Here is an 18167-nt window from a genome sequence, read left to right on the forward strand (position 1 = left end):
CTCAGCGCACCGGCCGCGACGCGAGCCAGCCGCGCATGCGCGCCACCGCCTCGCGCAGCGACGCCATGTCGGTCGCGTACGACAGCCGCAGCCACTTGTGCGGCTCGTACGCACCGAAGTCCTTGCCCGGCACGAGCGCGACGCCGGTGGCTTCGAGCAGCTCGATCGCGAAGCGGTCGCTGTCGTCGGTGAAGCGGCTCGCGTCGAGCCAGACGTAGAACGCGCCGTCGGGCTCGACCGGCACGCCGAAGCCCAGTTCGCGGATCGCCGGCACGATGAAATCGCGCCGCGCGCGGAACTCGTCGCGCCGCGCGCGGAAGACGGCCATCGCCTCGGGTTCGAAGCACGCCAGCGCGGCGCGCTGCGCCAGCGTCGACGCGCAGATGAACAGGTTCTGCGCCAGCTTCTCGACCGGCGCGACCCACGCGGGCGGCAGCACCAGCCAGCCCAGCCGCCAGCCCGTCATGTGGAAGAACTTCGAGAAGCTGCCGACCGTCACGACGTCGTCGCCGAGCGCGAGCGCGCTGCGCGGCGCGTGGCCGTAGGTCAGGCCGAGGTAGATCTCGTCGACGATCGCAAAGCCGCCGCGCTCACGCACCGCGTCGACGACGCGGCCGAGCTCGTCGAACGCGATCGAGGTGCCGGTCGGGTTGCTCGGGCTCGCGAGCAGCACGCCGCGCACCTCGGGGCTCCAGTGCGCGCGCACCGCGGCGGCGTCGAGCTGGAAGCGCTGCGCCGCGCCCACCGGCACGGCCTTCGCGACGCCGTCGAACGCGGCGACGAAGTGGCGGTTGCACGGGTAGCCGGGGTCGCTCATCAGCACCGCGTCGCCGGGGTTGACGAGCGCCGCGCACGCGAGCAGCAGCGCACCCGACGCGCCGGCGGTGACGAGCACGCGCGCCGGGTCGACGTCGACGCCGAACTCGTCGCCGTGCCAGCGCGCGATCGCGCGGCGCAGCGGCTCGATCCCGGTGGCCTGCGTGTAGCCGGTGTCGCCGTCGCGCGCGGCGCGCTCGAGCGCGGCGACGACCGGCGGCGGCGCGGTGAAGTCGGGCTCGCCGATGCTCAGGTGGATGATCGAGCGGCCGGCCGCGGCGAGCGCGTCGGCGTGCTTGACGAGCTCCATCACGTGGAACGGCGCGATGCGCGCATTGCGCGCGGCCAGCGGCGGCAGGGTGGACGGCATGGGCGGTGCGAGGCGGGCGGTGCGGCATCGTAGCGTGCTACCGTCGGCGCCCTGCCCGCTGCTCCAGCCGCTGCACCGTCCGCCGACGCCCGATGACGACCCCGCCCGAGCGACCACCGAACGTCGACCCCCGGCTGAGCACGCTGCGCTCGGCCTGGCACTCGCTGCGCGCCTTCCTCGCGGCGCAGCTGCCGATCGTGCTGCTGGCGGTGGCCGCGTTCGTCGTCGCGTACCGGTGGCTGCAGCCGACGCCGCCCGCGACGCTGACGATGGCCACCGGCGGCGCGCAGGGCGCTTACGCCGAGTTCGGCCGCCGCTACGCCGAGCTGCTCGCGCGTCACGGCATCACCGTGACGCTGCGCCACACGAACGGCGCGGCCGAGAACCTCGCGCTGCTGCGCGACCCCCACTCGGGCGTCGACGTCGCGTTCGTGCAGGGCGGCAGCAGCGGCAAGCGCCCGGTCGACGAGCCGCCGAACGAGGGCATCGTCTCGCTGGGCACCGTGTTCCACGAGCCGGTGTGGCTGTTCTACCGCGACGACAGCGCGCGCCGGCTGCTGCGCGGGCGCCCGCTCGAGAACCTCTCGCAGCTCGCGGGCTGGCGCGTCAACGTCGGCCCGCCGGGCAGCGGCGTGCCGCCGCTGCTGGGCCGGCTGCTCGACGCCTACGGCACCGGGCTCGACGCGCTGCAGGTCTCGCAGCTGGCGCTGACGCCGGCCGTCGTCGAGCTGCTCGAAGGCCGGCTCGACGCCGTCGTCGTCGCTTCCGCCCCCGAGGCGGCGATGGTGCAGATGCTGCTGCGCACGCCGGGCATCCGGCTGTTCGACTTCGCGCAGGCCGAGGCGCTGTCGCGGCGCTTCCCGTTCATGACGCCGGTCGTGCTGCCGCGCGGCATCGTCGACCTCGCGGCCGACCGCCCGCCGGCCGACGTGCACCTCGTCGCGCCGAGCGCGTCGCTGCTCGCGCGCGAGACGCTGCACCCGGCGCTGGTGCAGCTGCTCGTGCAGGCCGCGCGCCAGGTGCACGGCGACGCCGGCTGGTTCCAGCGCGCCGGCGACTTCCCGAGTCCCGAGCGCAGCGAGTGGCCGCTGGCCGCCGAGGCGCAGCGCGTCTACCGCAGCGGCACGCCGTGGCTGCAGCGCTACCTGCCGTTCTGGGCCGCCAACCTGATCGACCGCATGTGGCTCGTCGCGCTGTCGGTGATCGCCGTCGTGATCCCGCTGTCGAAGGTGCTGCCGCCGCTCGTGGAGTGGCGCATCCGCTCGCGCATCTTCCGCTGGTACGCGCAGCTGCGCGCGATCGAGGACGCCGCGGGCCAGCGGCCGACGGCCGAGCTGCTGCGCGAGCTCGACGAGGTCGACCACCGCGTCGAGCACGTCGCGGTGCCGCTGTCGTACGCCGAGGAGCTGTACGCGCTGCGCAGCCACATCCAGCTCGTGCGCCGTCGCGTGCTCGCGCGCGACGCGGCCGCCGCGCCCGGCCCAGCCGGCACCGCCGACGCGGCGATCGCGCGCTCCCTAGAATGACCCGGCACCGCACAGGCCTGCGCATGGACACACGCACTTCCCCGATCCGACTGCGCCTGGCGCGCGTGCGCGAGGCGCTCGCACGCCACGGCGCGGCGGCGCTGCTCGTGCCGTCGAGCGACCCGCACCTGTCGGAATACCTGCCCGAGCGCTGGCAGGGGCGCGAATGGCTGTCGGGCTTCACCGGCTCGATGGGCACGCTGGCCGTCACCGCCACCGAGGCGGCGCTGTTCGCCGACAGCCGCTACTGGGTGCAGGCCGCCGCCGAACTCGAAGGCAGCGGCATCGAGCTGCAGAAGATCCCCACCGGCAGCTCGGCGCTTTACGCCGAGTGGCTCGCGAGCCACGTGAAGCCCGGCGAGACCGTCGTCGTCGACGGTGCCGTGCTCGGGCTGGCGGCCGCGAAGACGCTGCGAGAGACGCTCGACAAGGCCGGCGTCAGGCTGCGCACCGACGTCGACCTGCTCGCCGAGGCCTGGCCCGACCGCCCCGCGCTGCCCGCCGCGCCGGTCTACGAGCACCGCGCGCCGCACGCCGCCGTCACGCGCGCCGACAAGCTCGCGCAGGTGCGCGCCGCGATGCGTGCGCACGGCGCGACGCACCACTTCGTCTCGACCGTCGACGACGTCGCGTGGATCACCAACCTGCGCGGCGCCGACGTGGCCTACAACCCGGTGTTCCTCGCGCACCTGCTCGTCGACGCCGAGCGCGCGACGCTGTTCGTCGGCGCCGGCAAGGTGCCGGCTGACGTCGCCGCCGCGCTCGCCGCCGACGGCATCGCGCTCGCGCCGTACGAACGGGCCGCCGATGCGCTGGCGGCACTGCCGCCGGGCAGCACGCTGCTCGTCGACCCCAAGCGCGTGACGCTGGCCTTCCGCGAACGCGTGCCCGAGGGCGTGAAAGTCGTCGAGGCGATCAACCCGAGCACGCTGGCCAAGAGCCGCAAGACCGACGCCGAAGCGGCCTTCGTGCGCGAGACGATGGCGCTCGACGGCGCCGCGATGTGCCGCTTCTACGCGCGCTTCGAAGCCGCGCTCGAGCGCGGCGAGCGGCTGACCGAGCTGACCGTCGACGAGTGGCTCACCGCCGAGCGCGCGAAGCAGCCCGGTTTCGTGGGCCCGAGCTTCCCGACGATCGCCGGCTTCGCCGCGAACGGCGCGATGCCGCACTACCGCGCGACGCCCGCGTCGCATGCGGTGATCGAAGGCGACTCGCTGCTGCTGATCGACTCTGGCGGCCAGTACCTCGGCGGCACGACCGACATCACGCGCGTGTGGCCGGTGGGCACGCCCAGCGCCGCGATGCGGCGCGACTACACGCTCGTGCTCAAGGGCACGCTCGCGCTGTCGCGCGCGCGCTTCCCGCGCGGCATCCCGGGTCCCGCGCTCGACGCGCTCGCGCGCGCGCCACTGTGGGCCGCGGGCCTCGACTTCGGCCACGGCACCGGCCACGGCGTGGGCTACTTCCTCAACGTGCACGAGGGCCCGCAGTCGATCAGCCGCGCGGTGCCCGACGCGACGATGGCGATGGAGCCGGGGATGATTACGTCGATCGAGCCCGGCGTGTATCGCCCCGGGCGCTGGGGCGTGCGCATCGAGAACCTGGTGCTCAACGTGCCGGCGCGGCTCGACCCGCCCGAGGAGTTCGGCGAGTTCCTCGAGTTCGAGACGCTGACGCTGTGCCCGATCGATACGCGCTGCATCGACCGCAGCCTGCTGACGATCGACGAAATCGACTGGCTCGACCGCTACCACGCCACCGTGCGCGAGCGCCTCGCGCCGCTGCTGGACGGCGACGCGCTCGCGTGGCTCGAGGCGCGCACGCAGCCGCTGTGACGGCATGACGACGGCGCCGCTGCGCCTGGGCGTCGACCTCGGCGGCACGAAGATCGAGGCCGCCGTGCTCGACGACGCCGGCGCCGTGCGCTGGCGCGAACGCGTGGCCACCCCGGCGGGCCGCTACGACGAGACGCTGGCCGCCGTCGCGTCGCTCGTCGACGCGGCGCGGCGCGCCGTCGGCGGCGAGTTCACGGCCGGCGTCGGCCACCCCGGCACGCTGACGCCCGCGGGCCTCGTCAAGAACGCCAACTCGACGTGCCTGAACGGCCGGCCGCTGCAGCGCGACCTCGAGGCGCGACTGCGCCAGCCGGTGCGGCTGGCCAACGACGCCAACTGCCTGGCGCTGTCGGAGGCCACCGACGGCGCCGGTGCCGGTGCCGACGTCGTGCTCGCGGTGATCCTCGGCACCGGCGTCGGCGCCGGCATCGCGGTGCACGGCCGCGTGCTGCGCGGACCCAACGGGCTGGCCGGCGAGTGGGGCCACAACCGGCTGCCGTGGGCCGCGCCCGACGAGACGCCGCCGGCGTGCTACTGCGGCCAGCGCGGCTGCATCGAGACCTGGCTGAGCGGCCCCGCGCTGGCCGCCGACCACGCGCGCCACTGCGGCGAGGCCCTCGATGCGGCGCAGATCGCACAGCGCGCCGCGGCGGGCGACACCGGCTGCGCCGCGGCGCTGGAGCGCCACGCGAACCGGCTCGCGCGGGCGCTGGCGTCCGTCGTCAACCTGCTCGACCCCGACGTGATCGTGCTCGGCGGCGGGCTGTCGGGGGTGGCCCCGCTGTACCGGCGCGTACCGGCGCTGTGGTCACGCTGGGTGTTCAGCGCCGGCGCCGACGATCCGGTGCGCACCCGGCTCGCGCCGGCCGCGCACGGGGATGCGTCGGGGGTGCGCGGTGCGGCGTGGCTGTGGTGAGCCTCAGGGCGTCGGGCAGGGGTAGGTCGCGAGACAGCCGGGGCAGGCTTCGTTGGTCCAGCGCCCGCCGTGGCCGCCGGTGCCCCCACGGTTGGCCAGCATCTGGCGCAGCCACTCGTTGAACGGCGTACCGGTCGATGCCTCGGTGTAGAAAAGCGGGCTGCGCATCAGCGTGTGGTAGGTCCCACCGGCCAGGTAGTAGCGGAAATTCTTCACCTCGTCGTCGTACTCGACGAGCTTGGTGATCATCTGCTGGTTCCAGTCGATCGCCGGGTTCGGGCACGCGCCGCCCGGCGGGTAGTACTGCTTCATGACACCGTAGAAGAGGATCTGGACCTCGTCGAACGTCGTCGTGAACTGCGCCACCTTCGCGCGCGGGTGCGACTGCGCGGCGGCGCGCAGCAGGTCGGCGCTCGGCAGCGCCGCAGGGTTGGGACCGAAGGCGCCGGGCGCAAATTGCAGGTTCCAAGAACTGCGGCCGAACTGGTCCCAGGCCGGTGTCGTCACGCCCTGGCTGGCGTCGGCGACGACGTACAGGTGCGCCTGCGGGTAGGCACGCGCGAGATACGGGAAGTTCAGGCTGGCGCCGTAGCCGCCGGCGCTCGAGCCGGTGACCAGCAGGTTCTTCGGCCGGTCGAGGTTCTTCTTCATCCAGTCGAGCACGACCATGAAGTTGTCGAAGCCGCGGTGCTCGATCGTCAGGGGTACTCCGGCCGGCAACCCAAGCGCCGGATTGCCGACACTGGTGTAGGTCTTCGTCGCCGACCCGGCGTGCAGGTCGCCGGTGCAGTACGGGATGTAGACCATGTTCCAGTCGCGCACCGGGTTGTCGGCACGGTCGGTGCGGAAGATGCCGTCGAACGTCGCCGGGTCGGTGCCCGGTGCAACCTGCGGCACGAAGAACTGTGGCGTGCCGGCGGGCAGCCCGGCGATCGGGAACGTGCAGGTCAGGTTGTCCCAGCAGGCACCGCCGCCTTCGAAGAACACGACGGTATTCTTTGCCGTGCCCTTGCGCGCCCAGAACGAGAAAGTCCTGTCGGTACCCGGGTAGCCCGAGCAGGTCGCCCTGTACGTCTTGCCGCCGATCGTGACGGGCGCCGGGTTCTCGATCTTCTGCCAGCCCAGGTCGGGCGGCGAGGGCTTCTTCGCGTGGGCCACGCCGGCCGTCAGGCCGAGCGCGATCAGCAGCGGCGCGCCCAAGCGCGCGATTCGGTACAGGGGTGCAGTCATCATTCCTCCGGCACTTGTTACTACGTCACGCAATGACCGACCCACGCTAGCGGCGCCGACCGCAGCGTGCATCGGGACGTACCAGAAGTCGATGGCGGTCACCCCCCGATCGCAGGGGATGCCGCCACGGGTCAACTGCAGTCGGGCCGTCAGCCGAGGTGAGTCCCGAAGAACCGCATCGTGCGGTCCCACGCCACCTGCGCCCACGCGGCGTCGTACTGCGTCACCGCGATGCGCCGCGGGCCCTGTGCGGTCTCGTTGGCGAACGCGTGGTGCGCGAGGTAGCGGTGGCCGTTGTAGGCGACGCCGGCGGCCTTGAGCTTGGCTTCGAGTGCCTCGACACCCTCCATCGCGAACGCGGCGTCCTGCGTCGCCCAGTGCGCCATCATCGGCGCCTTGATCTTGCTCGCGTCGACGAACTCGAGCGGCGGGTAGCCGTACCAGACGACGCCGGCGTCGGCCTCGGGCGCCATCGTCAGCGCCAGGATCGTCAGCGCGCCGCCCATGCAGTAGCCGGTGACGCCGACTTTGGCGCAGCCGCGGCCCTTCAGGTGCTGCACGGCGCCGCGCACGTCCTGCGACGCGGCGTCGCCGAAGTTGAGGTTCGTCATCAGGTGATGCGCCTCCTCGGCCTCGACGGTGGAGCGGCCGCGGTACAGGTCGGGCACGAGCGCCGTGTAGCCGGCCAGCGCGAGGCGGTCGGCGACGCCGCGGATCTGGTCGTTGAGCCCCCACCACTCCTGGATCACGACGACGCCGGGGCCGGGCGTGGCCGGCTCGGCGAGGTAGCCGTGGACGGTCTTGCCGTCGGGTCGTGCGAATTCGATCGTGCTGCCCATGCGCGTTGCTCCTCGAACGATGTGTTCCCGCCGCCGCGTGGCGGCGCCGGCGCGCAGTAGACCGCGCAGGCCGCGCGCGGTCAATCGGGGCGCGCCGAGAGCGCGTCAGGCGCCGTGGATGAAGCGGATCACCTGCCTGAGCGTCGTCTCGTCGTCGTCGAAGCCGCCGTGCGTGCTGGCCTTGCTGCGCGCGCCGGGGGCCAGGTGCAGCGTCGTGTTGGGCAGCCCGTCGAGCGCAGCGCGCGCGTCGGCCTCGAGCCCGAGGATGGCCTGGCGGCTGCCGCCTTCGAACGACTCGGCCACCAGGTGCAGCAGCGAGCGGCGGTATGGCCCGCAGGTGGGGTCGTCCTCCTCGGCCTGCGCCGTCAGCGAGAACTGCTGGTAGCGCGCGACCGTGCCCTTCTTCAGCAGCGGCGCGGCGTGGGCCGTGAACGTGTCGCAGCGCACCGCCGGCGCCATGAAGCTCACCGACTCGAAGCGCATCCCCTCGGCCGCGAGGCGGCTGAGCATCAGGCTGCCGACGATGCTGCCGGCCGAGTGGCCGACGAAGTGCATGCGCACGTTCTTGTTCTGCACGTGGTGCTTGAAGTGGCGGTACAGCAGCACGGCACCGGCCTGCTCGTCGTCGGCCACGTGCGCGCGGAACAGGCTGATCGCGTCGGCGTTTTGCTTCATCTCGCCCCACAGCGCGGTGCCGGGCCGCGCCAGCGCGCGCTCGAGGCGCCGGTTCCACCAGCGCTCGAAGACGGCGCCGGCGGCCGTCGTGCGCGGCACGCCCTTGACGGTATCGGCCACGAGGCCGGTGAGCGTGCTCCAGAAGTCGGTCTCCCACATCAGGAAGATCGGGAAGATGCGCGCTTCGTACAGCGCCGGGATCCAGCGCGCCGCCGTCTTCGCCGCGTCCTTCTCGCCGACCAGCCCGCCGTGCGCGTAGACGCACACGTCGACGACGTCGTCGGCCGGCGCCCACTCGGCGCGCGCGCGCTCGAGCTGCACGTCGGCGATCGCGCGCACGTCGTCGGGGGTGGTGCGGAACACGCCGCTGTTGGACAGCGCGCCGTTGTTGCCCATGTTGAGGATGAAGGGCGCCAGCTCGCGGTGGCGCAGCACATCGCTGGCCGCGAGCACGACCTTGCCGGTGCGCTTGTCGCGGCGCAGCGTGTCGCTGCGCGCGAGGTCGCGGTGGTCCTGCGTGACGACGCCGAGCTGCGCGACCCAGCAGTCCATCGCGTTGGCGAGCCAGTCGCCGTAGGTCAGCAGCGCGTAGCCGTGCGAGCCCCAGTCGGGACCCCACGAGTTCTGGATCAGGAAGCCGCGCTCGTTGTAGCCGAGAATCGCGAACGCGTGGCCGGCGTGCTCGGCCTCGCTGCCGCGCACCGGGATCTCCCACACCTCGTCGAACGACACCGGTGGCCGGCGCATCGGCCGGCGGCGCACGCCCTCGTCCCAGCCCGCGTGGCAGCCGCTGCTGACGTAGAGGATGCGACCTCGTGGAGTGCGGCGTGCATATCGGTGAGCTGCGTCGGCGCAATGCGGTAGTACGCGCCGAGCGGGCGGCGCACGGCGTCGTACCACCAGTCGTCGTCGATGCGCGCCGCGGCCGGCGGCATCTGCAGTCCGGGGAACAGCGCCTCGCGGCAGGCGCCGTGCTTGAACCAACCCTTGAGCGCGCCGCGCAGGCTCGAGCCCTCGTCGGCCACCGAGCCCGGGAATTCGTCGTAGCGGCGCGCCATCGAGTACAGCATGAACGGCGAGATCGCCGGCTGCGCCTCGCGCCCGGCGCGGCGCAGCAGGTGCTCGACGACGAGCGCGAGCGCGAAGCCGGTGCACGCGTTGGTCTCGCCCTGGTGTTTGACCGGCAGCGGGTCAGCGGGAAACAGCGTCGGCGGCGGCGCCGACGAGATCGCCGGGACGAACCAGCGGTCGCGAAAGTCGATCGCGTCGGGGCGCGCGGCGCGCTTCCACACCGCGGGCGAGCGTGGCTTCGCGGTCGACGCCACAGGGGACTTGCCGCCGGAGCGGACGGACGGGCTGGGGTTGCGACGCGTGGGCATAGGCACTCCGTGGGCCGTGGTGCACCCCATCGTCGTCGTGCGGCACGCGGCGGGTCAATCCCCTGCCCGCCACGGCCGCCGCACGACGACGCCCAAGCGGCTGTGCTAGCGCTCGGCCTCGCGCAGCGTCGCGAGCGCAGCGTCGCGCCAGCGCGCGTCAGTGCCGGGGCGTTCGGCCGCGGCGACGGCACGCCGCGCCGCGTCACGCGCGGCGGTGCGGTCGCCGCGCTGCAGCTGGACCTGCGCCAGGTTGTTCCACGCTGCGGCACTGTCGTGACGCGCCGCGGCCTGCGCGAGCACCTGTGCAGCGGCGTCGAGGTCGCCCTGCGCGACGAGCGCGTTGCCGAGCCCGATCGCGGCCGGCAGGTTGTCGGGCCAGCGCTGCCGCACCGCGCGCCACGCGCGCGCGGCCTGCGCCGGCGCCGCGACGCGTTCGAAGCCAATGGCCGCCTGCACCGCGTCGGCCTCGCGCGCGGTGGCGGGCAGCCGGTCGGGCGGCAGCGCGACGAAGGCCCAGCGCCCGCCGCGCGCCCAGGTCTGCTCGAACGTGAACCACGACATCAGCTGCCGCGGCTCGTCGCCGCTGCGCAGCAGCACCTCGCGCGCCGGCGCGTCGTAGCCGATCGCCACCGCGTAGTGCCAGCGCGGCGAGATCGAAAGGCCCAGGTTCTGCAGCACGACGACCGCATGGCCGGCAGCCAGTTCGGCGAACAGCGCGCGCAGCTCGCCCGGCAGCACGACGGCCAGCAGCCCCTGGCGACGTGCGGCGGCGAGCATCTCGACTTGCAGCGACCCTTCGCGCGCCGGCAGGAACACCTGCTCGGCCAGCGCGTCGGCCGACACGTCGATGCCCACCGCGCCGGCGGCCATCGCGAGCGACGCCGGCCCGCAGTGGAACCGCGCCTGCGCGACGAACGGCACCGCGCCGAGTTCGACACGCGGCGGCAGGTCGGCCGACCATGGCGCGCCGGACTGCAGCGGGTCGAGCGACGCGCAGCCCGCAGCGAGCCAGGGCAACGACGCGGCCAGCGCGAGCGCCTGGCGACGGCGCAGCACCGGCGGCGTCAGCGCACGGAGCGCGTGAACGGGAAGACCTTCGTGAAGCCGAGGATGTCGGTGATCAGCAGCAGCACGAAGATGAAGACGATGACGCCGAGCACGTCGCCGCCGGCGGGCGCCTGGTCGATCCGCTGCGCGACTTGCAGTGCCTCGGCGTCGGTCAGCGCCGCGACACGCTCGCGCGCGGCTTCGGGCGACACGCCGCGCTCGCGCAGCGCCTGCGCGACCTCGGCGCGGTCGAGCTGCGCATACAGCGCCGCGTGGCCGGGCGACGTCGCGCCAGCGCTGGCGGTCTGCGCGGCAGCCACCTGCTCGGCCGAGATCAAGGCCTGCGGCGCGGCGTACACGAGACCGGCGTGCATCAGTGCGACGGCGGCGGTGGTGGCGATCAGGCGGCGCAGGACGGGCATGACGGGTCTCCGTGACGGGTTGACGATGCACCGAATCGTAACGGCGATCGCGCCGCGGCGGTCACAGGGTGTAACCGCCGCGGGCGCTCCTTACTTCAGCGCGCGGAAGCGCAGCCGGTGCGGCCGCGCGCCTTCCTCGCCGAGGCGCTTGACCTTGTCGGCCTCGTACTCCTGGTAGTTGCCGTCGAAGAAGACCCACTGGCTGTCGCCCTCGCACGCGAGGATGTGCGTCGCGATGCGGTCGAGGAACCAGCGGTCGTGGCTGATCACGAGCACGCTGCCGGCGAACTCCAGCAGCGCATCCTCGAGCGCACGCAGCGTCTCGACGTCGAGGTCGTTCGAGGGCTCGTCGAGCAGCAGCACGTTGCCGCCGCGCGCCAGCGTCTTGGCCAGGTGCAGCCGCCCGCGCTCGCCACCCGAGAGGTTCTTGACCAGCTTCTGCTGGTCGTTGCCCTTGAAGTTGAAGCGGCCGAGGTACGCGCGGCTGGGCATCACGAACTTGCCGACCGTGATGTTGTCCAGCCCGCCCGAGACGTCCTCCCACACCGTCTTGTCGCCCTCGAGCGCCTCGCGGCTCTGGTCGACGAAGGCCATCTTGACGGTCGGCCCGATCTTGATCGTGCCGCTGTCGGGCTGCTCGCGGCCCTGGATCATGCGAAACAGCGTCGACTTGCCGGCGCCGTTCGGGCCGATGATGCCGACGATCGCGCCGGCGGGCACCTTGAAGCTCAGGTTGTCGATCAACAGCCGGTCGCCGAAGCTCTTGCTGACGTTGCTGAACTCGATCACCTCGGTGCCGAGGCGCTCGGCCACCGGGATGAAGATCTCGTTGGTCTCGTTGCGCTTCTGGTACTCATAGTCGGAGAGTTCCTCGAAGCGCGCCAGCCGCGCCTTGCTCTTGGCCTGGCGGCCCTTGGGGTTCTTGCGCACCCACTCGAGCTCGCGCTTCATCGCCTTCGTGCGCGCGTCCTCGGTGCGCTGCTCGAGCTCGAGGCGCTTTTCCTTCTGCTCGAGCCAGGTGCTGTAGTTGCCGTGGTAGGGGATGCCGCGGCCGCGGTCGAGCTCGAGGATCCACTCGGCGGCGTTGTCGAGGAAGTAGCGGTCGTGCGTGATCGCGACCACCGTGCCGGGGAAGCGCTTGAGGAACTGCTCGAGCCAGTCGACCGATTCGGCGTCGAGGTGGTTCGTCGGCTCGTCGAGCAGCAGCATGTCGGGCTTGGACAGCAGCAGCCGGCACAGCGCGACGCGGCGCTTCTCGCCGCCCGACAGCACGCCGATGCGCGCCTCCCACGGCGGCAGGCGCAGCGCGTCGGCGGCGATCTCGAGCTGGTGCTCGGTGTTCTCGCTGCCGGCCGCGGCGATCAGCGCCTCGAGCTCGGCCTGCTCGGCGGCGAGCTTGTCGAAGTCGGCGTCGGGCTCGGCGTAGGCGGCGTAGACCTCCTCGAGCCGCTGCTTGGCCGCGAGCACGCCGCCGATGCCCTCTTCCACCGCCTGGCGCACGGTCTGGTCGGGGTTCAGTTGCGGCTCCTGCGGCAGGTAGCCGATCTTGATGCCCGGCATCGGGATCGCCTCGCCCTCGAACTCCTTGTCGACGCCGGCCATGATCCTCAGCAGCGTGCTCTTGCCCGCGCCGTTGAGGCCGAGCACGCCGATCTTGGCGCCGGGGAAGAACGACAGCGAGATGTCCTTCAAGATCTCCCGCTTCGGCGGGACGATCTTGGTGACGCGGTTCATCGTGTAGACGTATTGAGCCATCGGCTTGTCCTCGAAGGTCGGGGCGCACGGCGCACGCCCAGAAAAGCGAAACGGCAGGACGCGCCTGCCATGGGGCTATTGTCGCGCGAGCGGGCGCACGGCGGCGCGCCGCCGGCGCCGTGCGGCGTCAGCCCAGCACCGTGCGTTCAGCGCGCCGCTGCGGCGCGCGCGATCGCTTCGCGCGCGGCGACTTCGGCACGCGCGGCCGCCACCAGCGGCGCGCGGCACAGCCCGGCGCGCTCGTAGTGCAGGTTCTCGTAGACCTCGGCCAGTACCGGCATCGCGTCCATCAGCGCACGCAGCGCGCGCTGCGATTCGTCGTCGGTCGGCACATCGGCCAGCACCTGCGCGAGCCGTTGCGCGACGGCACGGTACTGCTCGGGGGCCACGCGCTGCGGCTGCTGCTCGAGCCGCTGCAGCAGTCGGGCCAGCAGCGCGACCGAGCCCAGGCGCGCCGGGATGACGAGCATGGCGTTCGGGTCGTTCGTCGAGGGCGTGTTCATCGCGGATCCAGCATGCCGGCAAAGGGCCGGTCACTGCGAGGAAAAATGGGGCGCGCGGCACCGCATTTCAAGGCCGCGCCCGCCGCCGCGCGCACCGCCCGCGGGCGGCGGCTTCAGCCGAAGCGCAGGAACATGCGCCCGTACGGCCCCTTGAGCGCGGCCAGCGCGCGGTCGATCGCTGCGCGGTCGCCCGCCAGCACGGCCGCGCGCAGCGCCGCGACCGACTCGGCCACCGCCCGCTGGGCTGCCGCGAAGTCGGCGTCGGCCTGCAGCGCGGCGGGCGCCTGCGTGCGCAGGCGCGCCGCGAGGTACTCGAGCGTGCCCACGCGCGCCATCAGCTTCAGCGTGCCCTGCGGCTCGTCGAGCAGGCGCGGGCCCTCGGCGATCGCATGCTCCATCTCGGCGTGGTAGGCGTTCATCGCGTCGCTGAACACGACGACGCCGTTGCGCTGCCGCAAGTCCGCCAGCAGGTCGCGCACGCGCTCGAGCACCTCGTGCGCCCCGGTGAGGTCACCGGCGCGCGCGCGCCGCTGCGCCTCGTCGTAGATCGAAGCCACCTCGGCCAGGGTGGCCGCAAAGCGCGCATCGCGGTCGTACGGCGGCGGCGCGACGGCCCCGAAGCGCTCGACGACGCCGCGCCACGCCGCGATCGCGTCGGCGATCGCGCGCTCCGACTCCGCCTGCGCCTTGGCGTTGGTGCGCACCAGCGCCACACGGTACGGCGCGTAAGCGGCCTGGATCGCGTCGGTCGCCGCGTCGGCGGCACGCGCCGGCACGCCGGCCAGCAGCAGCGACGCGACGACACCCAGCACCCGAATCCATCGCAGCTCACGCATGGCACACGCTCCTTGTCGACACCGCGCCGGCCGCGCCCACGAGGCGACCGCCGCGCGCCGCAATTATGGGTCGTCGGGTATCCGGCAACGCCGCGCCGCGGCTTAAGAAAGCCCTAAGCGCGGCGGGGAAACATGCGTTCCATGCGATCCCGACCCGCAGCTGCCATGAAACCACCCATCGTCCCCCTCGTCGCTGCCCTCGCGACCGTGCTCGCGGCTGCGCTCGGCCTGCCGGGCGCCGCGTCGGCGGCCACCGCCGCCGAGCAGCTCGCCGCCTACCAGGCGGCAGCCGGCACCCCGGCCGTCGCCGAGCGCGGCCAGCGGCTGTTCACGGTCACGCACGGCCGCGAGTGGAGTTGCGCGTCGTGCCACGGGGCCACGCCGACCGCCGCCGGCAAGCACGCGTCGACCGGCAAAGCAATCCAGCCGCTGGCCCCCGCGGCCAACGCCGAGCGCTTCACCGATCCGGCGAAGGTCGAGAAGTGGTTCCGCCGCAACTGCAACGACGTGATGGGCCGCGAGTGCACCGCCGGCGAGAAGGCCGACGTGCTCGCGTGGCTGCTCACGCTCAAGCCCTGATCCCTTCCACTGCGACCGGAGTGCCGCGATGACCCACACCCCCACCCCCAGGCGCCGCCTGGCCTGGCTCGGCGCCCTCGCTGCCGTCGCCTGGGCCGGCGCCGCCCGTGCCGACGACGACGGCGTCGCCGCGCGCGTGCCGCTGCTGCCGAAATACCGGCAGGAATGCGGCGCGTGCCACACCGCCTACCCGCCGGGCATGCTGCCCGCGGCGTCGTGGCAGCGGCTGATGTCCAACCTGCAGAACCACTTCGGCACCGACGCGTCGCTCGACGCGCAGACGCTGGCCGAGATCGGCGCCTGGCTCGACAGGCACGCCGGCACCTACCGCAAGACGCAGCGCGAGGCCGCCGCGCCGCCCGAAGACCGCATCACCCGCAGCGCGTGGTTCCAACGCGAGCACCGCGAGGTGCGCCCGGCGACATGGACCTCGCCCGCCGTCAAGAGCGCCTCGAACTGCGCGGCCTGCCACACCCGTGCCGACCAGGGAGACTACAGTGAACGCCACGTCCGCATCCCCCGCTGACGCGCCCGCGACGGCCGCCGCCACGAGGGGCCCGCGCATCCTCGTGTGGGACGTGCCGGTGCGCGTGTTCCACTGGCTGATGGTGCTGAGCTTCGCCGGCGCGTGGATCACCGCCGAGAGCGAGCGCTGGCGCCTGCTGCACGTCACGCTCGGCTACACGATGGCCGGTCTCGTGGCGTTCCGCCTCGTGTGGGGGCTGATCGGCACGAAGCACGCACGCTTTTCCGACTTCGTGCGCGGCCCGCGCGCCGTCGCGCGCTACGTCGGCGCGCTGCTGCGCGGGCAGCCGCAGCACCACGTCGGCCACAACCCGGCCGGCGCGCTGGCCATCGTCGCGATGCTGGCGCTGGCGGCGGTGCTGACCTTCTCCGGCTGGGCCACCTACCACGAGGTCTTCGGCGAGGCGCTCGAGGACCTGCACGAGGGCGCGGCCAACGCGATGATGGCCGTCGTGCTCGTCCACGTGGCCGGCGTCGCGATCGCGAGCTGGATGCACCGCGAGAACCTGGTCGGCGCGATGTTCACCGGCTACAAGCACGGCGACCCGCGCGAGGGCATCCGCCGCGCGTGGACCAGCGTCGGTGCGCTGATGCTGGCCGCGGTGCTGGGCTTCTGGGCGCTGCAGTGGCAGTCGGCCCCGGCCATCGGGGCGGACCGCCCGGCGCTGACCGGCGACGCGGGCCACGGCGGCAAGGCGGGTCACCACGACGAGGACGACGACGACTGAACGTCGACGGTGGCGAGGGCGCGCCGACGGGGTCGCGCCGTCACGGCACGCAGAATCGAGGCATGCGCATCCTGCTCGTCGAAGACGACCCGCTGCTCGGCGACGGGCTGCGCGCCGGCCTGCGCCAGCGCGGCTTCCAGGTCGACTGGGTGCGCGACGGTCTGGCCGCCGAGCGCGAATTGCGCGCCGAACCCTACGCCGCTGCCGTGCTCGACCTCGGCCTGCCGGGCCGCGACGGCCTGGCGGTGCTCGCCACCGCGCGCCGTGCCGGCGCGACGCTGCCGGTGCTCGTGCTGACCGCGCGCGACGCGGTGCCCGACCGCGTGCGCGGCCTCGACGTCGGCGCCGACGACTACGTCGTCAAGCCGGTCGACCTCGACGAGCTCGCCGCGCGGCTGCGCGCGCTGGTGCGCCGCGCGCACGGCCAGCCGCAGGAGCGGCTCGCGGCGCACGGCGTCGTCGTCGACCCGGCCGCACGCGCCGTGACGCTGCACGGCGAGCCGGTCTCGCTGTCGACGCGCGAGTTCGACCTTCTGCACGCGCTGATGCTCAACGCCGGGCGCGTGATGACGCGCGAGCAGCTCGAGCAGCACCTGTACGCTTGGGGCCAGGAGGTCGAGAGCAACGCCGTCGAGGTGCACGTTCATCACCTGCGCCGCAAGCTCGGCGCCGGGTTGATCCAGACCGTGCGCGGTGTCGGCTACCTGCTGCCGCGCGACGCCGCATCGTGAACCCGCGACGGCGCTCGCTGCAGGGCCGGCTGCTGGCCCTCGTGCTGGCCCTCGTCGCCGGCGTGTGGGCGGCCGCCGCCGTGACCGTCTACGTCGATGTCGGCCACGAGCTCGACGAGCTGCTCGACGCACACCTCGCGCAGGCCGCCGCACTGCTCGTCGTGCAGGCCGCCGGCGAGATCGAGCACGACGACGACCGCACGCTCGACGCGCCGACGCTGCACCGCTACGCCCCGCGCGTGGCGTTCCAGGTGTTCCACGAGGGGCAGCTCGCGCTGCGCTCAGCCAACGCGCCGACCGCGCCGCTGGTCGCGCCGGAGCGCGGTTTTCGCAGCGGGTTCACGACGATTCGGCTCGGTGGCGAGCCGTGGCGCGTGTTCGCCGCGTACGGCGCCGAGCGCGACGTGCAGGTCTACGTCGCCGAGCGCACGCGCTCGCGCGACGCGATCCTGCGCGCCGTGCTGCGCGACACACTGTGGCCGATGGCGCTCGCGCTGCCGCTGCTCGCGCTGGCCGCGTGGTGGGCGATCCACCGCGGTCTGGCGCCGCTGCGCCGGCTGCGGCAGGCGCTCGTCGAGCGCACGCCGGCGTCGCTGCAGCCGCTGCGGGTGGGCGGCGCACCGAGCGAGATCGCGCCGCTGATCGACGCGCTGAACGCGCTGTTCGCGCGCATCGGCGAATTGCTCGAGTCGGAGCGGCGCTTCACCGCCGACGCGGCGCACGAGCTGCGCACGCCGATCGCCGCGATCCGCACGCAGGCGCAGGTCGCGCTCGGCGAGACCGACGACGCGGCGCGCCGCCATGCGCTGCGCGCCACGCTCGAAGGCTGCGACCGCGCGACGCGGCTCGTCGAGCAGCTGCTGACGCTGTCGCGGCTGGAGGCCGGGAGCGCGCCGGCGCTGCAGCGCGTCGACCTCGCAGCCGTCGCGCGCCAGGTCGTCGCCGACCTCACGCCGAAGGCGCTGGCGCGCAAGCAGTCTCTCGAGCTCGACGCCGCGCCCGCCTGCGAAGTGCGCGCCGACGCGACGCTGCTCGCGGTGCTGCTGCGCAACCTCGTCGACAACGCGCTGCGCTACAGCCCGCCCGGCGCGCCGGTGCGCGTCGCGGTGCGCACGGTCGGCGCACGCGCCGTGGTCGACGTCGACGACGGCGGCCCCGGACTGCCGCCCGACGCGATCGCGCAGCTCGGCCAGCGCTTTTTCCGCGAGCCCGGCAGCGCTGCCAGCGGCAGCGGGCTGGGCTGGTCGATCGTGCGGCGCATCGCCGCCGTGCACGGCATCGACGTCGACGTCGGGCGCAGTGCCGCGCTCGGCGGCCTGCACGTGCGGCTGAACGCGCCGCTCGCCGACGCGGCGGCGTGAGCCGGGCCGCACCGCCGGCCGGCGGGCGCGCACGCGTCGCCACGGCACAGCGGCTACACTGTGGCCAACGGTCGCGACCCCAGTCGCCGCGACC

At 73.5% G+C, this 18167-nt stretch carries 18 protein-coding genes; 8 read left to right on the top strand and 10 right to left on the bottom strand.

All coding sequences use genetic code 11. The features are described from left to right. Window position 1: 1 nt before the first annotated feature. Window positions 2-1186, bottom strand: coding sequence for a pyridoxal phosphate-dependent aminotransferase (locus DRV96_RS12085; RefSeq protein WP_119291383.1), 1185 nt, complete (start codon window positions 1184-1186; stop codon window positions 2-4). Window positions 1187-1278: 92 nt separating this feature from the next. On the opposite strand from DRV96_RS12085, the gene DRV96_RS12090 reads away from it, so the two are divergent. From DRV96_RS12090 to DRV96_RS12100, 3 genes are read left to right on the top strand one after another with little or no spacing between them, the layout of a single operon-like run. Beyond that, window positions 1279-2712 carry a TAXI family TRAP transporter solute-binding subunit gene (locus tag DRV96_RS12090; protein ID WP_119291385.1) on the top strand — a complete coding sequence of 478 codons (1434 nt, stop codon included), beginning with the start codon at window positions 1279-1281 and terminating at the stop codon, window positions 2710-2712. Between the two features lie 23 nt (window positions 2713-2735). Beyond that, a complete protein-coding gene (locus DRV96_RS12095) occupies window positions 2736-4547 on the top strand; it encodes an aminopeptidase P family protein (RefSeq protein ID WP_119291387.1) in 1812 nt (603 codons plus the stop codon). A gap of 4 nt (window positions 4548-4551) precedes the next feature. After that, a complete protein-coding gene (locus tag DRV96_RS12100) occupies window positions 4552-5463 on the top strand; it encodes an ROK family protein (protein WP_119291390.1) in 912 nt (303 codons plus the stop codon). Between the two features lie 3 nt (window positions 5464-5466). Here the strand turns inward: DRV96_RS12100 and DRV96_RS12105 are convergent, their stop codons facing one another. The 9 genes from DRV96_RS12105 to DRV96_RS12145 all read right to left on the bottom strand — a co-directional run bounded on the left by DRV96_RS12105 (window position 5467) and on the right by DRV96_RS12145 (window position 14149). Next, on the bottom strand, window positions 5467-6693 hold the full coding sequence (locus DRV96_RS12105) for a pectin acetylesterase-family hydrolase (protein ID WP_162911031.1): 1227 nt from the start codon (window positions 6691-6693) through the stop codon (window positions 5467-5469). A gap of 149 nt (window positions 6694-6842) precedes the next feature. After that, window positions 6843-7532, bottom strand: coding sequence for a dienelactone hydrolase family protein (locus DRV96_RS12110; RefSeq protein WP_119291395.1), 690 nt, complete (start codon window positions 7530-7532; stop codon window positions 6843-6845). A gap of 105 nt (window positions 7533-7637) precedes the next feature. Then, a complete protein-coding gene (locus DRV96_RS12115; RefSeq protein WP_162911032.1) occupies window positions 7638-8939 on the bottom strand; it encodes a C1 family peptidase in 1302 nt (433 codons plus the stop codon). Next, window positions 8837-9499 (bottom strand): hypothetical protein, encoded by a 663-nt coding sequence (locus DRV96_RS12120; RefSeq protein WP_162911033.1) that lies wholly within the window; start codon window positions 9497-9499, stop codon window positions 8837-8839. The genes DRV96_RS12115 and DRV96_RS12120 overlap by 103 nt, the downstream gene beginning before the upstream one ends. Window positions 9500-9691: 192 nt before the next feature. Continuing rightward, on the bottom strand, window positions 9692-10642 hold the full coding sequence (locus tag DRV96_RS12125; protein WP_119291402.1) for a PA2778 family cysteine peptidase: 951 nt from the start codon (window positions 10640-10642) through the stop codon (window positions 9692-9694). Window positions 10643-10650: 8 nt separating this feature from the next. Further along, window positions 10651-11055, bottom strand: coding sequence for a PA2779 family protein (locus tag DRV96_RS12130; RefSeq protein WP_119291404.1), 405 nt, complete (start codon window positions 11053-11055; stop codon window positions 10651-10653). Between the two features lie 90 nt (window positions 11056-11145). After that, entirely contained in the window at window positions 11146-12810 is a 1665-nt protein-coding gene (gene ettA, locus DRV96_RS12135) for an energy-dependent translational throttle protein EttA (protein WP_119291407.1), read from the bottom strand. 146 nt (window positions 12811-12956) lie between these two features. Continuing rightward, the gene (locus tag DRV96_RS12140; RefSeq protein WP_235823379.1) at window positions 12957-13313 is read right to left on the bottom strand and encodes a hypothetical protein; all 357 of its coding nucleotides are present in this window, start codon (window positions 13311-13313) and stop codon (window positions 12957-12959) included. Between the two features lie 113 nt (window positions 13314-13426). Beyond that, complete coding sequence (locus DRV96_RS12145; RefSeq protein WP_119291410.1) at window positions 13427-14149, bottom strand: hypothetical protein; 723 nt, start codon at window positions 14147-14149, stop codon at window positions 13427-13429. 165 nt (window positions 14150-14314) lie between these two features. Between DRV96_RS12145 and DRV96_RS12150 the strand changes: the two genes are divergently transcribed. The 5 genes from DRV96_RS12150 to DRV96_RS12170 all read left to right on the top strand — a co-directional run bounded on the left by DRV96_RS12150 (window position 14315) and on the right by DRV96_RS12170 (window position 18073). Continuing rightward, a complete protein-coding gene (locus DRV96_RS12150) occupies window positions 14315-14728 on the top strand; it encodes a DUF1924 domain-containing protein (RefSeq protein WP_119291412.1) in 414 nt (137 codons plus the stop codon). Window positions 14729-14756: 28 nt separating this feature from the next. Then, window positions 14757-15254, top strand: coding sequence for a diheme cytochrome c (locus DRV96_RS12155; RefSeq protein ID WP_119291414.1), 498 nt, complete (start codon window positions 14757-14759; stop codon window positions 15252-15254). Beyond that, window positions 15226-15981: a cytochrome b/b6 domain-containing protein gene (locus DRV96_RS12160; protein ID WP_119291417.1), complete on the top strand. Its 756-nt coding sequence runs from the start codon at window positions 15226-15228 to the stop codon at window positions 15979-15981. Before DRV96_RS12155 ends, DRV96_RS12160 begins: the two co-directional genes overlap by 29 nt. A 62-nt stretch (window positions 15982-16043) precedes the next feature. Next, window positions 16044-16712 carry a response regulator gene (locus DRV96_RS12165; RefSeq protein ID WP_119291419.1) on the top strand — a complete coding sequence of 223 codons (669 nt, stop codon included), beginning with the start codon at window positions 16044-16046 and terminating at the stop codon, window positions 16710-16712. Beyond that, the gene (locus DRV96_RS12170; protein WP_419187052.1) at window positions 16709-18073 is read left to right on the top strand and encodes an ATP-binding protein; all 1365 of its coding nucleotides are present in this window, start codon (window positions 16709-16711) and stop codon (window positions 18071-18073) included. The genes DRV96_RS12165 and DRV96_RS12170 overlap by 4 nt, the downstream gene beginning before the upstream one ends. Window positions 18074-18167 lie beyond the last annotated feature (94 nt).

It is taken from the genome of Azohydromonas sediminis (assembly GCF_003574675.1).
Taxonomy (GTDB): Bacteria; Pseudomonadota; Gammaproteobacteria; order Burkholderiales; family Burkholderiaceae_C; genus Calidifontimicrobium; species Calidifontimicrobium sediminis.